This is a genomic window from Pseudomonas sp. GNP012 (genome assembly GCF_054343835.1).
On record NZ_JBTGUU010000001.1, the window covers coordinates 2,997,833 to 3,015,978 of the forward strand.

At 61.0% G+C, this 18,146-nt stretch carries 18 protein-coding genes; 14 read left to right on the forward strand and 4 right to left on the reverse strand.

What is annotated here, in order from left to right:
* Nucleotides 1-259: 259 nt before the first annotated feature.
* On the reverse strand, nucleotides 260-2,515 hold the full coding sequence (katG, locus tag ACXX83_RS13350; protein ID WP_217835578.1) for a catalase/peroxidase HPI: 2,256 nt from the start codon (nucleotides 2,513-2,515) through the stop codon (nucleotides 260-262).
* Between the two features lie 310 nt (nucleotides 2,516-2,825).
* Between katG and ACXX83_RS13355 the strand changes: the two genes are divergently transcribed.
* Entirely contained in the window at nucleotides 2,826-2,984 is a 159-nt protein-coding gene (locus ACXX83_RS13355; protein WP_217835579.1) for a hypothetical protein, read from the forward strand.
* Between the two features lie 124 nt (nucleotides 2,985-3,108).
* On the opposite strand, the gene ACXX83_RS13360 is transcribed toward ACXX83_RS13355, so the two are convergent.
* Nucleotides 3,109-3,306 (reverse strand): YbdD/YjiX family protein, encoded by a 198-nt coding sequence (locus ACXX83_RS13360; protein ID WP_007976534.1) that lies wholly within the window; start codon nucleotides 3,304-3,306, stop codon nucleotides 3,109-3,111.
* A gap of 14 nt (nucleotides 3,307-3,320) precedes the next feature.
* Nucleotides 3,321-5,378 (reverse strand): carbon starvation CstA family protein, encoded by a 2,058-nt coding sequence (locus tag ACXX83_RS13365; RefSeq protein WP_015095657.1) that lies wholly within the window; start codon nucleotides 5,376-5,378, stop codon nucleotides 3,321-3,323.
* 357 nt (nucleotides 5,379-5,735) lie between these two features.
* Between ACXX83_RS13365 and ACXX83_RS13370 the strand changes: the two genes are divergently transcribed.
* The 5 genes from ACXX83_RS13370 (at nucleotide 5,736) to ACXX83_RS13390 (ending at nucleotide 10,119) form a co-directional block, all read left to right on the forward strand.
* The gene (locus ACXX83_RS13370) at nucleotides 5,736-7,100 is read left to right on the forward strand and encodes a cache domain-containing protein (RefSeq protein WP_458548722.1); all 1,365 of its coding nucleotides are present in this window, start codon (nucleotides 5,736-5,738) and stop codon (nucleotides 7,098-7,100) included.
* Nucleotides 7,101-7,134: 34 nt separating this feature from the next.
* On the forward strand, nucleotides 7,135-7,767 hold the full coding sequence (locus ACXX83_RS13375; protein ID WP_458548723.1) for a response regulator: 633 nt from the start codon (nucleotides 7,135-7,137) through the stop codon (nucleotides 7,765-7,767).
* A 242-nt stretch (nucleotides 7,768-8,009) separates the two neighbouring features.
* Nucleotides 8,010-8,450, forward strand: coding sequence for a phage infection protein (locus ACXX83_RS13380; protein WP_458548724.1), 441 nt, complete (start codon nucleotides 8,010-8,012; stop codon nucleotides 8,448-8,450).
* Between the two features lie 863 nt (nucleotides 8,451-9,313).
* Complete coding sequence (locus ACXX83_RS13385; RefSeq protein ID WP_217835582.1) at nucleotides 9,314-9,475, forward strand: hypothetical protein; 162 nt, start codon at nucleotides 9,314-9,316, stop codon at nucleotides 9,473-9,475.
* A gap of 53 nt (nucleotides 9,476-9,528) precedes the next feature.
* The gene (locus ACXX83_RS13390) at nucleotides 9,529-10,119 is read left to right on the forward strand and encodes a helix-turn-helix domain-containing protein (RefSeq protein WP_162130295.1); all 591 of its coding nucleotides are present in this window, start codon (nucleotides 9,529-9,531) and stop codon (nucleotides 10,117-10,119) included.
* A 123-nt stretch (nucleotides 10,120-10,242) separates the two neighbouring features.
* Here ACXX83_RS13390 and ACXX83_RS13395 read toward each other — a convergent pair whose 3' ends face one another.
* On the reverse strand, nucleotides 10,243-10,752 hold the full coding sequence (locus ACXX83_RS13395; protein WP_458548725.1) for a hypothetical protein: 510 nt from the start codon (nucleotides 10,750-10,752) through the stop codon (nucleotides 10,243-10,245).
* A 509-nt stretch (nucleotides 10,753-11,261) separates the two neighbouring features.
* On the opposite strand from ACXX83_RS13395, the gene ACXX83_RS13400 reads away from it, so the two are divergent.
* From ACXX83_RS13400 to ACXX83_RS13435, 8 genes are all read left to right on the forward strand, one after another.
* On the forward strand, nucleotides 11,262-11,852 hold the full coding sequence (locus ACXX83_RS13400) for an amino acid synthesis family protein (RefSeq protein ID WP_007978708.1): 591 nt from the start codon (nucleotides 11,262-11,264) through the stop codon (nucleotides 11,850-11,852).
* Nucleotides 11,853-11,896: 44 nt separating this feature from the next.
* Nucleotides 11,897-12,730, forward strand: a complete 834-nt coding sequence (locus ACXX83_RS13405) for an alpha/beta fold hydrolase (RefSeq protein WP_015095663.1) — start codon at nucleotides 11,897-11,899, stop codon at nucleotides 12,728-12,730.
* On the forward strand, nucleotides 12,727-14,208 hold the full coding sequence (locus ACXX83_RS13410; RefSeq protein WP_458548726.1) for an aldehyde dehydrogenase: 1,482 nt from the start codon (nucleotides 12,727-12,729) through the stop codon (nucleotides 14,206-14,208). The genes ACXX83_RS13405 and ACXX83_RS13410 overlap by 4 nt, the downstream gene beginning before the upstream one ends.
* A 12-nt stretch (nucleotides 14,209-14,220) precedes the next feature.
* On the forward strand, nucleotides 14,221-14,706 hold the full coding sequence (locus ACXX83_RS13415) for a flavin reductase family protein (protein ID WP_458548727.1): 486 nt from the start codon (nucleotides 14,221-14,223) through the stop codon (nucleotides 14,704-14,706).
* Nucleotides 14,707-14,869: 163 nt separating this feature from the next.
* Entirely contained in the window at nucleotides 14,870-16,321 is a 1,452-nt protein-coding gene (locus ACXX83_RS13420; protein WP_458548728.1) for an NAD-dependent succinate-semialdehyde dehydrogenase, read from the forward strand.
* Between the two features lie 19 nt (nucleotides 16,322-16,340).
* A complete protein-coding gene (locus ACXX83_RS13425) occupies nucleotides 16,341-16,730 on the forward strand; it encodes a carboxymuconolactone decarboxylase family protein (RefSeq protein WP_104447626.1) in 390 nt (129 codons plus the stop codon).
* A gap of 88 nt (nucleotides 16,731-16,818) precedes the next feature.
* Complete coding sequence (locus ACXX83_RS13430; protein WP_015095667.1) at nucleotides 16,819-17,571, forward strand: GntR family transcriptional regulator; 753 nt, start codon at nucleotides 16,819-16,821, stop codon at nucleotides 17,569-17,571.
* 1 nt (nucleotide 17,572) lies between these two features.
* A complete protein-coding gene (locus ACXX83_RS13435; protein ID WP_015095668.1) occupies nucleotides 17,573-18,136 on the forward strand; it encodes an NUDIX hydrolase in 564 nt (187 codons plus the stop codon).
* Nucleotides 18,137-18,146: the final 10 nt, after the last annotated feature.

The following is an 18,146-nucleotide window of genomic DNA, read 5'->3' on the forward strand; positions in this document are numbered from 1 at the left end:
ATCCAAACACCTCAGATTTGGGCGCCATCATAGCGCCCGATTGAAGTGTCCAAAATCATTAGGCCAGTTCAGCTTGCTCGCGATGGTCGTTAACGAATACGCGTGCTCGCTGGCTAAACGCGGCGCACTTGAGTCCATCGCGAGCAAGCTCGCTCCTACAGGTGGCGAGAGATTTTCAGATGAGGAGCTGGGGGAACAACAGTAGAAGGGCTTGCCGCGACCGGGTCCCAGCAGGTCGCGGCAAGTTCAGGCCTTTTGATTACGCCAGATCGAAGCGATCCAGGTTCATCACTTTTGTCCACGCAGCCACGAAGTCCTTGACGAATTTCTGCTGCGCATCGGCGCTGGCATAGACTTCAGCCAGCGCACGCAGCTGCGCGTTCGAACCGAAGACCAGGTCAACCCGGGTGCCCGTCCACTTCACCGCACCGGTTTTGCGATCACGCCCTTCGAACTCCTGCTGGGCATCCGACACCGGCTTCCACTCCACCCCCATGTCCAGCAGGTTGGTGAAGAAGTCATTGGTCAGCGCTTCCGGACGCTGGGTGAACACACCGTGTTTGCTCTGGCCGACGTTGGTGTTCAACACCCGCAGGCCACCCAGCAGTACCGTCATTTCCGGTGCGCTGAGCGTCAGCAATTGTGCCTTGTCGATCAGCAAGGATTCGGCGGGCACGCGGTACTGGGTTTTCAGGTAGTTACGGAAGCCGTCGGCAATCGGTTCAAGGAAACCGAAGGACTCGACATCGGTCTGTTCCTGGCTGGCGTCCGTGCGTCCCGGGGTGAACGGCACCGTCACACTGTGACCGGCGTTTTTCGCCGCCTGTTCGACACCCGCACCACCGGCGAGCACGATCAGGTCGGCCAGGGAGATTTTCTTGCCGCCGCTGTTGAACTCCTTCTGGATGCCTTCAAGTTTGGCCAGCACGTTGGCCAGTTGCTCCGGCTGGTTGGCCGGCCAGGACTTCTGCGGCGCCAGGCGCAGGCGCCCGCCATTGGCACCGCCGCGTTTGTCGGAGCCACGGAAGCTGGACGCGGCGGCCCACGCCGTCGATACCAGCTGCGAGACCGACAGGCCGGACGCCAGCACCTTGCTTTTCAGGCCCGCCACATCGCTGTCGTTGACCAGCGGATGATCGACGGCAGGGATCGGGTCTTGCCACAGCAGTTCTTCGCCCGGCATTTCCGGGCCGAGGTAGCGCGAGAGCGGGCCCATGTCACGGTGAATGAGTTTGTACCAGGCGCGCGCGAAGGCATCGGCCAGTTGATCGGGGTTGGCCAGGAAGCGCCGGGCAATCGGTTCGTAGATCGGGTCGAAACGCAGGGCCAGGTCCGAGGTCAGCATGGTCGGATCACGACGTTTGGACGGATCAAAGGCATCCGGAATGATCCCGGCACCGGCACCGTTCTTCGGTTTCCACTGATGGGCGCCGGCCGGGCTCTTGGTCAGTTCCCAGTCGAAACCGAACAGGTTTTCCAGGTAGTTGTTGCTCCATTTGGTGGGCGTGGTGGTCCAGGTCACTTCCAGGCCGCTGGTGATGGCATCGGCCCCTTTGCCGGTGCCGAATGTGCTCTTCCAGCCCAGGCCTTGCAGCTCCAGGCCGGCGGCTTCAGGTTCCGGCCCGACGTTGTCGGCAGGCCCGGCGCCGTGGGTCTTGCCGAAGGCGTGGCCACCGGCGATCAACGCCACGGTTTCCTCATCGTTCATCGCCATGCGGCCGAAGGTTTCGCGGATGTCCTTGGCCGAGGCGACCGGGTCCGGTTCGCCTTCCGGGCCTTCCGGGTTCACATAGATCAGGCCCATCTGCACCGCGGCGAGGGGGTTTTCCAGATTGCGGCCATTTTCGGTACGACTGTCCTCGTTTCTGCCGGGCTCAGCCACCAAGGGCACATCGCCGGGTTTCTGCACCGGTTTGTCTTCTTTTCCGTAACGCGAGTCACCGCCCAGCCATTTGCTTTCAGAACCCCAGTAAACGTCTTCATCCGGCTCCCAGACATCCGCGCGTCCACCGGAAAAACCAAACGTCTTGAAGCCCATGGATTCCAGGGCGACGTTGCCGGTGAGGACGATCAGGTCGGCCCAGGAGATCTTGTTGCCGTACTTTTGCTTGATCGGCCACAGCAGCCGGCGGGCCTTGTCGAGGCTGACGTTGTCCGGCCAGCTGTTGAGCGGTGCAAAGCGTTGCTGGCCGGAACCGGCGCCGCCCCGGCCGTCACCGGTGCGATAGGTGCCTGCGGCGTGCCAGGACATGCGGATAAAGAGCGGCCCATAGTGACCGAAGTCCGCCGGCCACCAGTCCTGGGAATCGGTCATCAGCGCAGTCAGGTCTTTTTTCAGCGCCTGGAAGTCAAGGCTCTTGAAGGCTTCGGCGTAGTTGAAGTCGCCCCCCAACGGGTCAGACTTGGGCGAGTGTTGACTCAGGATCTTCAGGTTCAGTTGGTTCGGCCACCAGTCGCGGTTCGTCGTGCCACCGCCAGCGGCGTGATTGAACGGGCATTTCGATTCAGTTGACATGGCATCTCCTCTTGATTTTGTTTTCAGCTAACCACCCTTGAGCGTGGATCCGGATCACCGATTGATGAAATAGCTTTTCGGTATGGGATCCATAGCCTTGAGGCTATGACAGCCCCGCGATCAGTCGCTCCAGAACATCCATTAAAGTACCGGTCCGGGAAACTGTCGCTTCATCCGGGGGAGATAGCTGATAAACAGCGCAAATCAGTCATGCGATGCAATATCATCAACACCTGCCACAATGGATTAATACCATTTGCTACAAGGACGTTGGCGACAGGAAGGATTGTTTGCCGCGAGAGGTTGCGCCATGTACCTCAAAGCCATTGTCATCTGGGTATTACTGGCGATCATCGTTGTTGCCGTGCTCTGTCGCCTGGTGCATAACGCCAAGGTCGCCGACCGGGCGCTCAAGATCGCCAAGCCGGATCATCAGCCTCACGGGAGAAAGAATGACAAGGCCCCATGACTGATCCGGGGCAACAAGGACAACAGGGGCGGCGACGATTCGGATCGCCGCGCGGCCTCAATCACTCGAGACTTTGCTGCACGCAATAAAAAACCGGCTTTTCAGCCGGTTTTTTATTGTTCACTCAACAGCACTTGGGTCCGGCTTTACTGCCGTAACGGGCTTCCTGGCGCTCGCGGAAGAACGCCTCGTAGTCCATCACCGGTTTGTCCGGGTGCTTGGTCTGCATGTGCTCGACGTAGTTGTCGTAGTCGGGCATGCCGACCATCAGGCGCGCGGCCTGACCGAGGTATTTACCGAGGCGACTCAGGTCATTGAACATGCTGCCCTCCTCGCCTATGCATTCGGCAGAGCCTGGAATGGCGCTTCTTTATCCGTACGCTCTTTGTTGCCCCAGGCGGCGATACCGACCTTGAGCGCGAAGAACAGGATGCTGAACACCACGAACAGGAACAGTGCGGTCAGCGTGGCGTTGGTGTAGGCGTTGAAGATCACGTGTTGCATCTGCTCGATGCTCTTGGCCGGGGCCAGCACCTGACCATTGGCCAGGGCATCGCTGTACTTCTTCGCCAGGGCGAGGAAGCCGATCGCCGGGTTGGCATCGAACAGCTTGATGAATCCGGCGGTGGTGGTGCAAATCAGCAACCACACAGCCGGAAGCAAGGTGACCCAGGCATAACGCTGGCGTTTCATCTTGATCAGCACCACGGTGCCGAGCATCAGCGCAATACCGGCCAGCATCTGGTTGGAGATACCGAACAACGGCCACAAGGTGTTGATGCCGCCCAGCGGGTCGATCACGCCCTGGTACAACAGATAACCCCACATGGCCACGCAACCGGCGGTGGCGATCAGGTTGGCGGTCCAGGACTCGGTGCGGCGCAGGGCCGGCACGAACGAGCCGAGCAGGTCCTGGAGCATGAAGCGCCCGGCACGGGTACCAGCGTCGACTGCGGTCAGGATGAACAGTGCTTCGAACAGGATCGCGAAGTGGTACCAGAACGCCATGGTGTTCTCGCCCGGCAACAGCTGGTGCAGGATCTGCGCGATCCCCACCGCCAGGGTCGGCGCACCGCCGGCACGGGCCAGGATGGTGGTTTCCCCGATGTCGTGGGCCACCGCTTGCAACGCTTCCGGCGTGATCGCAAAGCCCCAGCTGCTGACGGTTTGCGCAACGGCCACCGCATCGGCGCCGACCACGGCCGCCGGACTGTTCATGGCGAAGTACACGCCCGGATCGATCACCGAGGCCGCGACCATGGCCATGATGGCCACGAAGGATTCCATCAGCATGCCGCCGTAACCGATGTAACGGGCATGCCCCTCATTGGCAAGCAACTTCGGCGTGGTACCGGAAGAGATCAGCGCGTGGAAACCCGACACCGCGCCACAGGCGATGGTGATGAACAGGAACGGGAACAGGCCGCCCTTCCAGACCGGGCCGGTGCCGTCGATGAACTGTGTCAGGGCCGGCATTTTCAGCTCGGGCATGGTCACCAGGATGCCGATGGCCAGGGCCACGATGGTACCGATTTTCAGGAAGGTCGACAGGTAGTCACGGGGCGCCAGGATCAGCCACACCGGCAACACGGCGGCAACGAAACCGTAGCCGATCAGCATCCAGGTGATCTGGATACCGGTAAAGGTAAAGGCCTTGGCCCACACCGGATCCGCGGCAATCTGCCCGCCAAGCCAGATCGAGCCGAGCAGCAACAGCACGCCGATCACCGAGATCTCACCGATGCGGCCCGGGCGGATGTAGCGCATGTAGATGCCCATAAACATCGCGATCGGGATGGTCGCCATCACCGTGAAGATCCCCCAAGGGCTCTCGGCCAGGGCCTTGACCACGATCAGCGCCAGCACCGCGAGGATGATGATCATGATCAGGAAGCAACCGAACAGCGCGATGGTGCCGGGGATGCGGCCCATTTCTTCACGGACCATGTCGCCCAGGGAGCGGCCGTTGCGGCGGGTGGACATGAACAGGACCATGAAGTCCTGCACGGCACCGGCCAGCACTACGCCGGCGATCAGCCACAGCGTGCCGGGCAGGTAGCCCATCTGCGCCGCCAGTACCGGACCGACCAGCGGACCGGCACCGGCAATGGCCGCGAAGTGGTGACCGAACAGTACGTGTTTGTTGGTCGGAACATAGTCCAGACCATCATTATTGAGCACAGCCGGTGTGGCCCGAGTGGGATCGAGCTGCATCACTTTGTTGGCGATGAACAGGCTGTAGTAGCGGTAGGCAACGAGGTAGATGGCGACGGCTGCGACTACGATCCACAGGGCGTTGATCGCTTCGCCGCGGCGCAGGGCCACGACACTCAGCGCAATCGCTCCCAGGACAGCCACGGCAAACCAGGCGAGGTGTTTAGCCAGACGGGGCATAGCGTGTCTCCTGCCGACAGCCAGTGACTGCGGCGGTAATTTTTATAATTGTGTCCGCGGTGCGGAGCTGGCCCAATATCTGCGCATGCCGTCCACAAATAAATCCGCGTTACTACGTACGTGGCGTCTACGTAGTTCTACGTAGACGCCATAGATCCCCTGTGGGAGCGGGCTTGCTCGCGAAGGCGGTGGATCAGTCAATATTGATGTCAACTGAACCACCGCTTTCGCGAGCAAGCCCGCTCCCACACTGGTTTTGCATTTCATCCCGGCCACCAGTCATTCCGTCCAGCCGCGCTACAGGTCGAGCGCCTCTTTGGCATATGATCCCCAGCCTTCGCGCGGGCAGGAGTCAACATGCAGCTCAAACACAAGATCGTCGCCCTCGGGATTCTGCCGCTGGTGCTGGCCATTGCCGTCATCTGCGCGCTGGTGATTTCCCTCAACCGCCAATTGGGCGATCAACAGGCGCAACTGATCGAAGACAGCATTCTGGCGAGCAAGCGTGCGGAACTGAAAAACTACGTGGAAATGGCCCAGAGCCTGATCGCCCCGCTGTACGACGACGGCCATGGCGACGCCCGTGCCCAGCAGCAAGTGTTGGAGGAACTGCGCAAGCTCAGCTTCGGCATCAACGGCTACTTCTTCGTCTACGACCACGAAGGCCGCAGCCTGATGCATGCGCGCCAGTCGGACCTGGTGGGCCAGTACCTGTGGGACATGAAGGATCCCCATGGCCTGCCGGTGATTCAGGCGTTGCTCAAAAGCGCGCAGTCCGGTGAAGGCTTCCAACGCTATGCCTGGAACAAGCCATCCTCCGGCCAGGTGACCGACAAGCTCGCCTACGTGGTGATGCTCGACCGCTGGGGCTGGATGCTCGGCACCGGCATCTACCTCGAAGACGTCGAGCGCGCCACCCAGCAGGCCCGTGCTGAAGTGGCCATGGGCATCCGCAAGACCATGATGGCGATTGCCGTGGTTGCACTGGTCGCGGTGCTGTTTGTCTTCGCCACGGGCATGACCCTCAACGTCAGCGAGCATCGCCTGGCGGACAAGAAACTGCAGCGCCTGACCCAGCGCATCGTCAGCCTGCAGGAAGAGGAACGATCCCGGGTGTCCCGCGAGTTGCACGATGGCGTCAGCCAGGTGTTGGTCTCGATCAAGTTCCAGTTCGAACTGGCCAGCCATCTGCTGGAAAGCGGACAAGCCCAAGACAAGGGCCTGAACACCCTGAAGGACGCCACCGAACGTCTGGGCGATGCCATCGGTGAAGTGCGCAGCCTCTCCCATGACCTGCGCTCATCCTTGCTCGACACCCTCGGCCTGCCGGCGGCCATCGGTCAATTGGCGGCCGAATTCGAGCAGCGCAGCGGGCTGACCGTGACCTATGACGAAAATGAATTCGACTGCCAACTGGTCGACGGCGCGGCGGTGTCGCTGTTTCGCATCGTCCAGGAAGGCCTGACCAATATCGAACGCCACGCCCAGGCGAAGCACGTGTCCATTACACTGCGCGGCTGCGACGAGTCCGTGCGGCTGACGCTGGTCGATGACGGCATCGGTTTCAACGTCGCCCAGGTCGAACGTCGTCAGGCCGGCATTGGCTTGCGTAACATCCGCGAACGCGTCGAACATTATGGCGGGCGCTTCGATTTGATCTCGATGCCGGGCAGAAGTGAGCTGGACGTACGACTGCCGATGAAACCTGGCGCAAAACGCTGAGCCGGCCCCACAACTACAAGAGTGAATAGCTGCGATGAACCTGCCCTCCCCGATCCGCATCGCCCTGGTCGACGATCACTCCCTGGTGCGTGACGGCATCAAGGCGCTGCTGGCCGTGATGTCGCCGCTGGAAATGGTCGGCGAAGCGGAAAACGGCGCCGACGCCATCGAAATGGTCGGGCGCTGCCAGCCGGACCTGCTGCTGGTCGACATCAGCCTGCCGGACATGAACGGCCTGGAACTGACCCGCGTGCTGCGCAGCCAGTACCCGTCGCTCAAGGTGCTGGTGCTGAGCATGTACGACAATTACGAATACGTCAGTGAGTCGGTGCGCTCCGGCGCCAGCGGCTACGTACTGAAAAACGCCCCGTCACGGGAAATCATCGCCGCCATCGAAGCCATCACCAGCGGCGGAACCTTCTACAGCGCCGACATCGCCCAACGGCTGATCGCCGACAGGAACACCGACAACGAACTGACCCCGAGGGAAAGTCAGGTGCTGTCGAAGATGGCGCAAGGGCTGAACAACAAGGAAATGGCCCGGGAACTGGACATCAGCGTGCGCACGGTGGAAACACACCGCCTGAGCATCCGGCGCAAGCTCAACATCGACAAACCGGCGGCGCTGGTCAAATACGCCATCGATCACGGCCTCATTTCCCGCTAACCCCCCGCCCACTGTGGCCACTGCAAAAACCTGTGGGAGCGGGCTTGCTCGCGAAGGCGTCGGCATTGCCAGCAATGCTGTCGACTGACACAACGCTTTCGTCGGAACGCCGCCCGGAGCAAGCCCGCTCCCCACCATTGACTGCATCAATAGTCACCATCAACTCAATGAAGTTCTCTTAAAAAATCCACGGCGTAACATCTGCTCCATACCAACCCATAAGCACCCCGGAGCACACGATCATGAAACGCCAGACCCTCCTCAGCATCGCTTTCTCGGTTTTCGCAGTTAACGCTTTTGCCGCTACTTCTGCTCAACCTGTGGTCGCTGAAGGCGGCTCGGATCGTCTGATTGAAAGCCGTGTGGCTGAAGGTGGTTCCGATCGTCTGATCGAAAACCGTGTTGCAGCCGATGGTTCCGACAAGTTGATGCAGAACCGCGTGGCTGAAGGTGGCTCCGACAAATTGCTGCAGAACCGCGTGGCTGAAGGTGGCTCTGACAAGTTGATGCAGAACCGCGTTGCTGAAGGTGGCTCGGACAAGTTGATGCAGAACCGCGTGGCTGAAGGTGGCTCTGACAAATTGCTGCAGAACCGCGTGGCTGAAGGTGGCTCTGACAAGTTGATGCAGAACCGCGTTGCCGAAGGTGGCTCGGATCGTCTGATCCAGAACCGTGCGGCATAACTAATCGCTGCACCACAACGCCCAACAAAAAACCCGGCCTGATCAGCCGGGTTTTTTCATGGTTTTTTTGGGGGGGCTTTCACTGGCTTGGAGGTCACTTCATTTTCTGCGTGGGCACGTTCCCTTGTGGGAGCTGGCCTGCCAGCGATGGTCGTTAACGATAACGCGTGTGAACTGGATGAACGCGGCGCACTGGAGTCCATCGCCAGCAGGCTGGCTCCTACAGTTTCTGCGTGGGCACGTTCCCTTGTGGGAGCTGGCCTGCCAGCGATGGTCGTTAACGATGACGCGTGTGAACCGGATAAACGCGGTGCACTGGAGTCCATCGCCAGCAGGCTGGCTCCTACAATTTCTGCGTGGGCACGGTCCCTTGTGGGAGCTGGCCTGCCAGCGATGGTCGTTAACGATAACGCGTGTGAACCGGATAAACGCGGTGCACTGGAGTCCATCGCCAGCAAGCTGGCTCCTACAATTTCCCGGTGGGCATGGCCCCTTGTGGGAGCTGGCTTGCCTGCGATGGTCGTTAACGATAACGCGTGTGAACCGGATAAACGCGGTGCACTGGAGTCCATCGCCAGCAGGTTGGCTCCTACAGTTTTAGCGTGGGCACGTTCCTTTGTGGGAGCTGGCTTGCCTGCGATGGTCGTTAACGATAACGCGTGTGAACCGGATAAACGCGGTGCACTGGAGTCCATCGCCAGCAGGCTGGCTCCTACAGTTTCCGCGTGGGCACGGCCCCTTGTGAAACCACCCGCATAAAGAACTAAAAGGAATTAACAAATAAAAATTAAGTATTTATAGTTATAAAAGTAGAAGCGTACTCTCCAGTCATCCCGTCATTGATCACCACAGTGAAGTGCCCCATGAATCCGACTGACAACCTCATCGATTTCACCAGCTACCGCAAACGCAAACAAGCTCAGCAACGGGCACGGGCCATGTGGGAGATGTACGCACGCAACGCCGGATTTCAGGCATTCCAGTGGGTTCAAGCGTCTCGGTCTGCCGAGACACGTCAGGCGTGAACGCGCACGAACCCTCGCGCTTTCTGATAAGCGCGGGCGAGCCTGTGCTGGACCTGAACAATCCGGATGCCCCTGAAGAGGACCCGATCTGCGAACGGGTAGCTCAAAACCTGCTGCGCCTGCGGGGCAAGCGCCATCTGTCCCTCGATGCCCTGGCCCGACAGTGCGGCGTGAGCCGTGCCATGCTGGCGCAAATCGAATCGGGGCGTAGTGTGCCGTCCATCAAGGTGCTGTGCAAAATCGCCAAAGGCTTGAAGGTATCGGTGGCTGCGTTTCTGGAGCATCGGGCCTTCGAAGGTGTGGCCGTGCTGTCGGCGAGCCAGAGCAAACGCCTGGTCAGTGCCAACGGCGCTTTTGTCAGCCGCGCCCTGTTCCCCTTTGACGTGGCGCGCCAATCGGAATTCTACGAGCTGCGCCTGAGCCCGTTGGGAGAAGACCATTCGCAGGGCCATGGCCCAGGCGTCCAGGAAAACCTGGTAGTGGCGCAGGGTGTACTGGAAATCAGCGTCAACGACGAGCGTTACCTGCTGTCCACGGGGGATTCGATCCTGTTTTATGCCGACCAGCCCCACCGCTATCGCAACCCCGCCGACAGTGAAGCGGTGGCTTATCTTGTAGTGACCTACCCAGAACGCCTGGACTGAAACGACCTTGTAGGAGCGAGCCTGCTCGCGATGGACGTCAACGATAACGCGGGCTTCCTGAAAAAACGCGTCAGCCTTGAGTCCATCGCGAGCAAGCTCGCTCCTACAGGTACGTTGCAGGATTTAGCAGGTGCAGCACATCAGCGGCATGCCGTTGCAGCTCATCATCATCGGCATGCTGCAGTCGTTCATCATTTTCATCATCAGGGCGCAGCAGTTTTTCATCATGTCCATGTTCATGCCGGCCATCGGCATGATTTTGCACATCATGCCGTCAGCCATCATGGTGCATTCCATCACGCACTTCATCGACGGCATCGGCATGCCCATCATCGGCATTGGCATCATCATGTTCATCATCGGCATGGCCATGCTCGCCCGGGACATGCACATCATGCTCATGTTGCCGCAGTGCATCATCATCGGCATGCCGCAGTTCATCATCATCTGCATCATTTCAGCGCTGTTCTTGAACATGGCCATGTCCATGCCAGCGGCCGGCATCATCTTGCACATCATCCCGTCGTCCATCAGGTCGCAGGACATGGTCGCCATCATCATCGGCATGCCCATCATCGGCATCATTGGCATGGTGGCGTTCATCGGCATTTGCATCTGCATGGCATTCATCATGGTGTTGCTCCCTGAAGGACTGGATAGTTGGGCGAAGCTGATGGAGGCCGATTCTAGGGAATCGGCCGAGCGCAACAAGCTGGCGATCGAACAGCCAAAGTCGATGTCAGGGCAGGCTTAACGAGGCAGGCAGGACGATTGTTTCTGCTGTGACAAACAATCGGATTCGATCACGGACAAGATGAAAACCATGACGCTGATTATTCGGTTATGGATATGCAGATTGCATCTATATAAATAGCGGAAAGAAATAATCGTTCTAACCGGTGCCACAATCTTTCTCTCCAGGTGCACCGACACGCCGCTTCACCGCTGATCCCCTTCTGCCTTTCTCTCCCGATGTTGGGCCTGTGCCCGAAGCAACCCCGTGCCTGCCGTTTGTCCGCTGCGACCGGTGGCGCACACTTTTGCACGCCATCCAGCCAGAAACTCCGTTCGGGGACTTGTGCTATCGGTATTATGGTATACCATCAGACGCACAGACACCCAAAACCTCTACGGAGCAGCTCATGAGTTTCGAAATTCGCAAGATCGTCAGCTATGTCGAAGAAACCTTTATTGAAGGCGGCAAAGCCACCGATAAGCCCGTGACCATGGTCGGTCTGGCCGTGGTGATGAAAAACCCCTGGCTGGGCAACGGTTTCGTCGAAGACCTGAAACCACAGATCCGCGCCAACTGCTCCGACCTCGGCGCACTGATGGTTGAGCGCCTGGTGGGCATCATCGGCGGCGCCGAGAAGATCGAGGCTTACGGCAAGGCTGCGGTGGTCGGTGCCGATGGCGAAATCGAGCACGCTTCGGCGGTGATCCACACCCTGCGCTTCGGCAACCACTACCGCGAAGCGGTCAAGGCCAAGAGCTACCTGAGCTTCACCAACAAGCGCGGCGGCCCGGGCACTTCGATCCAGATCCCGATGATGCACAAGGACGACGAAGGCTTGCGTTCGCACTACATCACCCTGGAAATGCAGATCGAAGACGCCCCGCGTGCCGACGAAATCGTCGTGGTCCTGGGTTGCGCCGACGGCGGCCGCCTGCACCCGCGCATCGGCAACCGCTACATCGACCTGGAAGAACTGGCCGCCGAAAAAGCCCAGTAACCGGCCAGCAGAACGACAACAAGAAGGCATTGCAGGAGCGCTCCATGATTCGGCTCACCGCTGAACTCACCCCGGCTGGCACCAGTTACCTGGCGACCGGCCAAGGCCAGCCCGTGGTCTTGATCCACGGCGTGGGCCTGAACAAAGAAATGTGGGGCGGTCAGATCGTTGGCCTGGCCACGAAGTACCGCGTCATCGCCTACGACATGCTCGGCCATGGCGCCAGTCCGCGGCCAGAGAGTGGCACACCGCTGCTCGGCTATGCCGACCAGTTGCTGGAGCTGCTCGACCACCTGCAATTGCCCAAGGCAACGGTGATCGGCTTTTCCATGGGCGGGCTGGTGGCGCGGGCGTTTGCCCTGCACTACGCGCAACGCCTGGAAGGCCTGGTGGTGCTCAACAGTGTGTTCAACCGCAGCGCCGAACAGCGCGCGGGGGTCATCGCCCGCACCAGCCAGGCTGCCGAACACGGGCCGGACGCCAATGCCGAAGCGGCGCTGTCTCGCTGGTTCAGCCGCGAATACCAGGCGGCGAACCCGGCGCAGATCGCCGCGATTCGCCAGACCCTGGCCGGCAATGACCCTCAGGGTTACCTGACCACTTATGAACTGTTCGCCACCCAGGACATGTACCGCGCCGACGACCTGGGCAGCATCCGCGTGCCGACGCTGATCGCCACCGGCGAACTGGACCCCGGTTCGACCCCGGAAATGGCCCGGCAACTGGCCGAACGCATTCCCGGCGCGAGCGTTGCCGTGCTCGCCGAGCAACGGCATATGATGCCCGTAGAATCGCCGCGCTTGGTCAACCAGCTGTTGCTGGAGTTTCTGCAGGCCGCGCACTCCCAACAAAACCAGATCAAGGGGATCGTTGCATGACACTCGCACGCTTCCAGATGTGCATCGGTGGTGAATGGGTCGATGCCCTGTCCGGCAAGACCTTCGAAAGCCTCAACCCGGCGCTGGCCGAGCCTTGGGCCGAATTGCCCGATGCCGACGAAGCCGATGTCGAGCGCGCCGTACAAGCCGCGCAAACCGCTTTCGACAGCCCAGCCTGGCGCGGCTTGACCGCCACCGCGCGCGGCAAATTGCTGCGACGCCTGGGCGACCTGATCGCCGAAAACAAGGAACAACTGGCGCAGCTGGAAAGCCGCGACAACGGCAAGCTGATCCGCGAAACCCGTGGCCAGGTCGGTTATCTGCCGGAGTTCTTCCACTACACCGCAGGCCTGGCGGACAAGCTCGAAGGCGGCACCCTGCCGCTGGACAAGCCGGACCTGTTTGCCTACACCGTGCACGAAGCCATGGGTGTGGTTGCCGCGATCATCCCGTGGAACAGCCCGCTGTACCTGACCGCGATCAAACTCGCTCCGGCCCTCGCCGCGGGCAACACCATCGTGATCAAGCCGTCGGAGCACGCCTCGGCGACCATCCTCGAACTGGCGCGCCTGGCCCTGCAAGCCGGGATTCCGCCGGGGGTGGTCAACGTCGTCACCGGTTATGGCCCGAGCACCGGTGCCGCCCTCACCCGCCATCCGCTGGTGCGCAAGATCGCCTTCACCGGCGGCGCGGCCACGGCGCGGCATGTGGTGCGCAGCAGCGCGGAGAACTTCGCCAAGCTGTCGCTGGAACTGGGCGGCAAATCGCCGAACATCATCTTCGCCGACGCCGACCTCGACAGCGCGATCAACGGCGCCATCGCCGGGATCTACGCTGCCTCCGGGCAGAGCTGTGTCTCCGGTTCGCGCCTGCTGGTGCAGGATGAAATCTACGACGATTTCGTCGGTCGTCTGGTGGAGCGCGCCCAGCGCATTCGCATCGGCAATCCCCAGGAAGACAGCAGCGAAATGGGCCCGATGGCCACCGCGCAGCAACTGGCCGTGGTCGAAGGCCTGGTGGCCGATGCCATCGCCGAAGGTGCGCGCCTGCGCCTGGGCGGCAAGCGTCCGCAGAACCTGGGCGATGGCTGGTTCTACGAACCGACGCTGTTCGAGTGCGACCGCAACTCGATGAAGATCATGCAGGAAGAAGTCTTTGGCCCGGTGGCTTCGGTCATCCGTTTCAAGGACGAAGCCGAAGCCCTGGCGATCGCCAACGACTCGCAGTTCGGCCTCGCCGCCGGCATCTGGACCCGCGACCTGGGCCGTGCCCACCGCCTGGCCCGGGACGTGCGCTCCGGGATCATCTGGGTCAACACCTACCGCGCGGTCTCGGCCATGGCGCCGATCGGCGGTTTCAAGAACAGCGGCTATGGACGCGAAAGCGGCATCGATTCGGTGCTGGCCTACACCGAGCTGAAAACGGTGTGGATCAACCTGTCCCAGGCACCGATGCCTGATCCCTTCGTGATGCGCTAGGAGTCCTGGAAAATGATCGAACCCGGCATTTACAAAGACGTGATGAGCTCGTTCCCCTCCGGGGTCACGGTGGTCACCACCCTGGACCCGGACGGCGGCATCGTCGGCATCACCGCCAGCGCCTTCAGTGCGTTGTCGATCGACCCGGCACTGGTGCTGTTCTGCCCCAACTACGGCTCCGACACCTACCCGGTGCTGCGCGACAGCAAGCAGTTCGCGATCCATTTGCTGTCCGCCGAGCAGACCGCCGAAGCCTATGCCTTCGCCGGTAAAGGCAAGGACAAGGCCAAAGGCATCAAGTGGCACCTGAGCGAACGGGGCAACCCGATCCTGGGCAAGGCCACGGCCATCATCGAGTGCGAACTATGGCGCGAATACGACGGCGGTGATCACGCGATCATCGTCGGCGCGGTGAAGAACCTGATCCTGCCCGAGCAACCGGTGACGCCGATGATCTACCACAAAGGCAAGCTGGGCCCGCTGCCTGCCCTGGCCTGATGGATCTACACAATCCCCCTGTAGGAGCGAGCTTGCTCGCGATGGTCGTGAACGATAACGCGTGCTGCCTGACAGCCCTTGGCGTTCTCGGGTTTTTCGCGAGCAGGCTCGCTCCTACAGGTAAAGCAGAGCAGCCACTTTCTTTATTTATTCAGGAGCCGGCATGAGCCCAGCAGCCTCGTTACTGTTCCGCCAGCAGGCCTACATCAATGGCCAATGGCTGGATGCACCCGATGGTGCGCAACAGGACATCTTCAACCCGGCCACCGGCGAGTTGATCGGCCAGGTGCCGAACCTCGGTGCCGAGCATGCGCGCCTGGCTATCGAGGCCGCCAACAAGGCCTGGCCGGCCTGGCGCGCGCTGACCGCCAAAGAGCGCAGCAATACGATCAAGCGCTGGCATGCCCTGATGCTGGAAAATGCCGACGCCCTGGCACACATTCTCACCCTCGAACAAGGCAAGCCACTGGCCGAGGCCAAAGGCGAAATCCTCTACGCCGCGAGCTTCATCGAGTGGTTCGCCGAGGAAGCCAAGCGCATCTACGGCGACACCATTCCCAGCCACAAGGGCGATGCGCGCATCGTGGTCAGCAAGGAGCCGATTGGTGTGGTCGCGGCCATCACGCCGTGGAATTTCCCGGCGGCGATGATCACCCGCAAGGCCGGCCCGGCGCTGGCCGCCGGCTGCCCGTGCATCGTAAAGCCGGCTCCGGAAACACCTTTCTCGGCACTGGCCATGGCTGCGCTGGCGGAACAGGCCGGCATTCCAGCGGGTATTTTCAACGTGATCACCGGCGACGCCATCGCCATCGGCGCCGAGCTGACCGCCAGTGCGCAGGTGCGCAAATTGTCGTTCACCGGCTCCACCGCCATCGGCAAACTGCTGATGGCCCAGTGCGCGCCGACGCTTAAAAAGGTCTCGCTGGAACTGGGCGGCAACGCGCCATTCATTGTCTTCGACGACGCCGATCTGGAGCGCGCAGTCGACGGTGCGCTGATCGCCAAATTCCGCAACGCCGGGCAGACCTGCGTCTGCGTCAATCGCTTCCTGGTGCAGGCCGGCATCCACGATGCCTTTGTCGCTCGACTGGCCGAACGGGTTTCGCAGCTCAAGGTCGGCAGCGGTTTCGAAGAAGGTGTCACCCAGGGTCCGCTGATCAACGAGCGCGCCGTGGCCAAGGTCGAAGAGCACGTGCAAGACGCCCTGGCCCTGGGTGCACGACTGCTGTGCGGCGGCGAGCGTCATGCGCTGGGCAACGGTTTCTTCCAGCCGACCGTGGTCACAGGCGTCACCCCACAGATGAAAGTCGCCCGCGATGAAACCTTCGGTCCGCTGGCCGCGGTGTTCCGTTTCGACACCGAGGCCCAGGCCATCGAGATGGCCAACGACACCGAATTCGGCCTCGCCGCCTACTGCTACACCCGCGACCTGGGCCGCGCCTGGCGCATGAGCGAGGCGCTGGAGTACGGCATGGTCGGGATCAACGAAGGGCTGATTTCCACCGAAGTCGCCCCCTTCGGCGGCATCAAGTCCTCGGGGCTGGGCCGTGAAGGCTCGAAGTACGGCATCGAGGATTATCTGGAACTTAAATACACCTTGATGGGCGGCCTTTGAGCCCACGGGAGCGACGCAAATGAACAACGAAAAATACGAAAAAGGCCTGAAGATCCGCACCCAGGTGTTGGGTGAGGCCTACGTCAAGCGCTCCATCGAGAACGCCGACGACTTCACCCGCCCCTTGCAGGAGATGGTCACCGAGTATTGCTGGGGTCATGTCTGGGGCCGTGAGGGTTTGTCGCTCAAGGAACGCAGCATGATCAACCTGGCGATGATCTCGGCCCTCAACCGGCCCCATGAACTCAAGCTGCATGTGCGCGGCGCCTTGCGTAACGGCCTGAGTCGTGAGCAAATACGCGAAATATTGCTTCAGGTCGGCATTTATTGCGGTGTCCCCGCTGCCGTAGACAGTTTCCGGCTCGCCCGTGAAGCCTTCGCCGAAGCCGATGCCGAGGCCTCCAGTTAACCCTTGGCTGTTTGATCCGACCGAGCACAGGGATTCCCGTAATCGAAGTGCTCTTTTTGCATGGACAGCCACAATCAGAGCGGACCCCATGAAACGCCTGCCACTCGACGACAGCTTCAAGGTCAATCGCAACCCCGTCACCCTGCGCGAAATCGTGCTGGATAAACTGCGAAGCGCCATCATGAACTTCCAGCTCCTGCCGGGAGACCGTCTGGTCGAACGCGATCTGTGCGATCGCCTGGGCGTCAGCCGTACTTCCGTGCGCGAAGCCTTGCGTCACCTGGAATCCGAAGGCCTGGTGGAATTCGCCGATGCCAAGGGCCCGCGTGTCGCGATCATTACCCTGGCCGACGCCGTGGACATCTACGAGCTGCGCTGCGTGCTCGAAGGGCTGATCGTGCAACTGTTCACCCTGCGCGCCAAGGCCAAGGACATCAAGGCCCTGGAAAAAGCCCTCGAAGAAAACCGCAAGGCACTCAAGGACGGCGAACTGCAACAGGTCATCGATTCGGTGCAGGGTTTCTACGACGTACTGCTCGAAGGCTCGGGCAACCATGTCGCGGCCACCCAGCTGCGCCAGTTGCAGGCACGCATCAGCTACCTGCGCGCGACCTCGGTGTCCCAGGAGAACCGTCGCGGCGCCAGCAACCAGGAAATGGAACGCATGGTCGAGGCGATCAAGGGCGGTGACCCGCTGGCCGCCCACCAGGCTTGCGTCGACCACGTGCGCGCGGCCGCTGCCGTGGCCCTGGACTACCTCAAGCGCAAGCAGGAAGAAACCGGCGACATCCCGGCGATCACCCTGCCCATCGCGCTGAAAGAACCGCGCATAGGTCGCTGAAATGTTCAGCCCGAGCTTTTGCCCCAAGTGCGGCAGCGCTGATCTCGGTCAGCAGCTGCCGCCGGGCGATACGCACGAGCGCCTGATGTGCCGCGGTTGCGGCTACATCCATTACATCAATCCGAAAATCATCGCGGGCTGCATCATCGAGCAGGACGGCAAGTACCTCCTGTGCCAGCGCGCGATTCCCCCGCGCCCCGGCACCTGGACCTTGCCCGCAGGCTTCATGGAAAGCGGCGAGACCACCGAACAGGCGGCCTTGCGCGAGGTCTGGGAAGAAAGTGGCGTGCGTGCGGAAATCGTCTCGCCCTACTCGATTTTCAGCGTGCCCAGGATCAGTGAGGTGTACATCATCTTCCGCGCCATCGCGCTGGAGATCACCGGGCAGTATGGGCCGGAAACCCTCGACTACAAGTTCTTCGCGCCTGAAGAGATTCCCTGGGACAGCATTTATTATCCGGCGATCCGGCAGATTCTCGAGCGTTATATCGAGGAGCGGCAGGCCGGGGTGTATGGCATTTACATGGGCAATGATGACAGCGGGAAGATTCACTTTATTCGCTGATTCGTCTTTG

Coding starts and splice junctions, on each gene's coding strand:
- katG (WP_217835578.1), bottom strand. CDS start 2,515: ATGTCAACTGAATCGAAATGCCCGTTCAATCACGCCGCTGGCGGTGGC.
- ACXX83_RS13355 (WP_217835579.1), top strand. CDS start 2,826: ATGTACCTCAAAGCCATTGTCATCTGGGTATTACTGGCGATCATCGTT.
- ACXX83_RS13360 (WP_007976534.1), bottom strand. CDS start 3,306: ATGTTCAATGACCTGAGTCGCCTCGGTAAATACCTCGGTCAGGCCGCG.
- ACXX83_RS13365 (WP_015095657.1), bottom strand. CDS start 5,378: ATGCCCCGTCTGGCTAAACACCTCGCCTGGTTTGCCGTGGCTGTCCTG.
- ACXX83_RS13370 (WP_458548722.1), top strand. CDS start 5,736: ATGCAGCTCAAACACAAGATCGTCGCCCTCGGGATTCTGCCGCTGGTG.
- ACXX83_RS13375 (WP_458548723.1), top strand. CDS start 7,135: ATGAACCTGCCCTCCCCGATCCGCATCGCCCTGGTCGACGATCACTCC.
- ACXX83_RS13380 (WP_458548724.1), top strand. CDS start 8,010: ATGAAACGCCAGACCCTCCTCAGCATCGCTTTCTCGGTTTTCGCAGTT.
- ACXX83_RS13385 (WP_217835582.1), top strand. CDS start 9,314: ATGAATCCGACTGACAACCTCATCGATTTCACCAGCTACCGCAAACGC.
- ACXX83_RS13395 (WP_458548725.1), bottom strand. CDS start 10,752: ATGATGAATGCCATGCAGATGCAAATGCCGATGAACGCCACCATGCCA.
- ACXX83_RS13400 (WP_007978708.1), top strand. CDS start 11,262: ATGAGTTTCGAAATTCGCAAGATCGTCAGCTATGTCGAAGAAACCTTT.
- ACXX83_RS13405 (WP_015095663.1), top strand. CDS start 11,897: ATGATTCGGCTCACCGCTGAACTCACCCCGGCTGGCACCAGTTACCTG.
- ACXX83_RS13410 (WP_458548726.1), top strand. CDS start 12,727: ATGACACTCGCACGCTTCCAGATGTGCATCGGTGGTGAATGGGTCGAT.
- ACXX83_RS13415 (WP_458548727.1), top strand. CDS start 14,221: ATGATCGAACCCGGCATTTACAAAGACGTGATGAGCTCGTTCCCCTCC.
- ACXX83_RS13420 (WP_458548728.1), top strand. CDS start 14,870: ATGAGCCCAGCAGCCTCGTTACTGTTCCGCCAGCAGGCCTACATCAAT.
- ACXX83_RS13425 (WP_104447626.1), top strand. CDS start 16,341: ATGAACAACGAAAAATACGAAAAAGGCCTGAAGATCCGCACCCAGGTG.
- ACXX83_RS13430 (WP_015095667.1), top strand. CDS start 16,819: ATGAAACGCCTGCCACTCGACGACAGCTTCAAGGTCAATCGCAACCCC.
- ACXX83_RS13435 (WP_015095668.1), top strand. CDS start 17,573: ATGTTCAGCCCGAGCTTTTGCCCCAAGTGCGGCAGCGCTGATCTCGGT.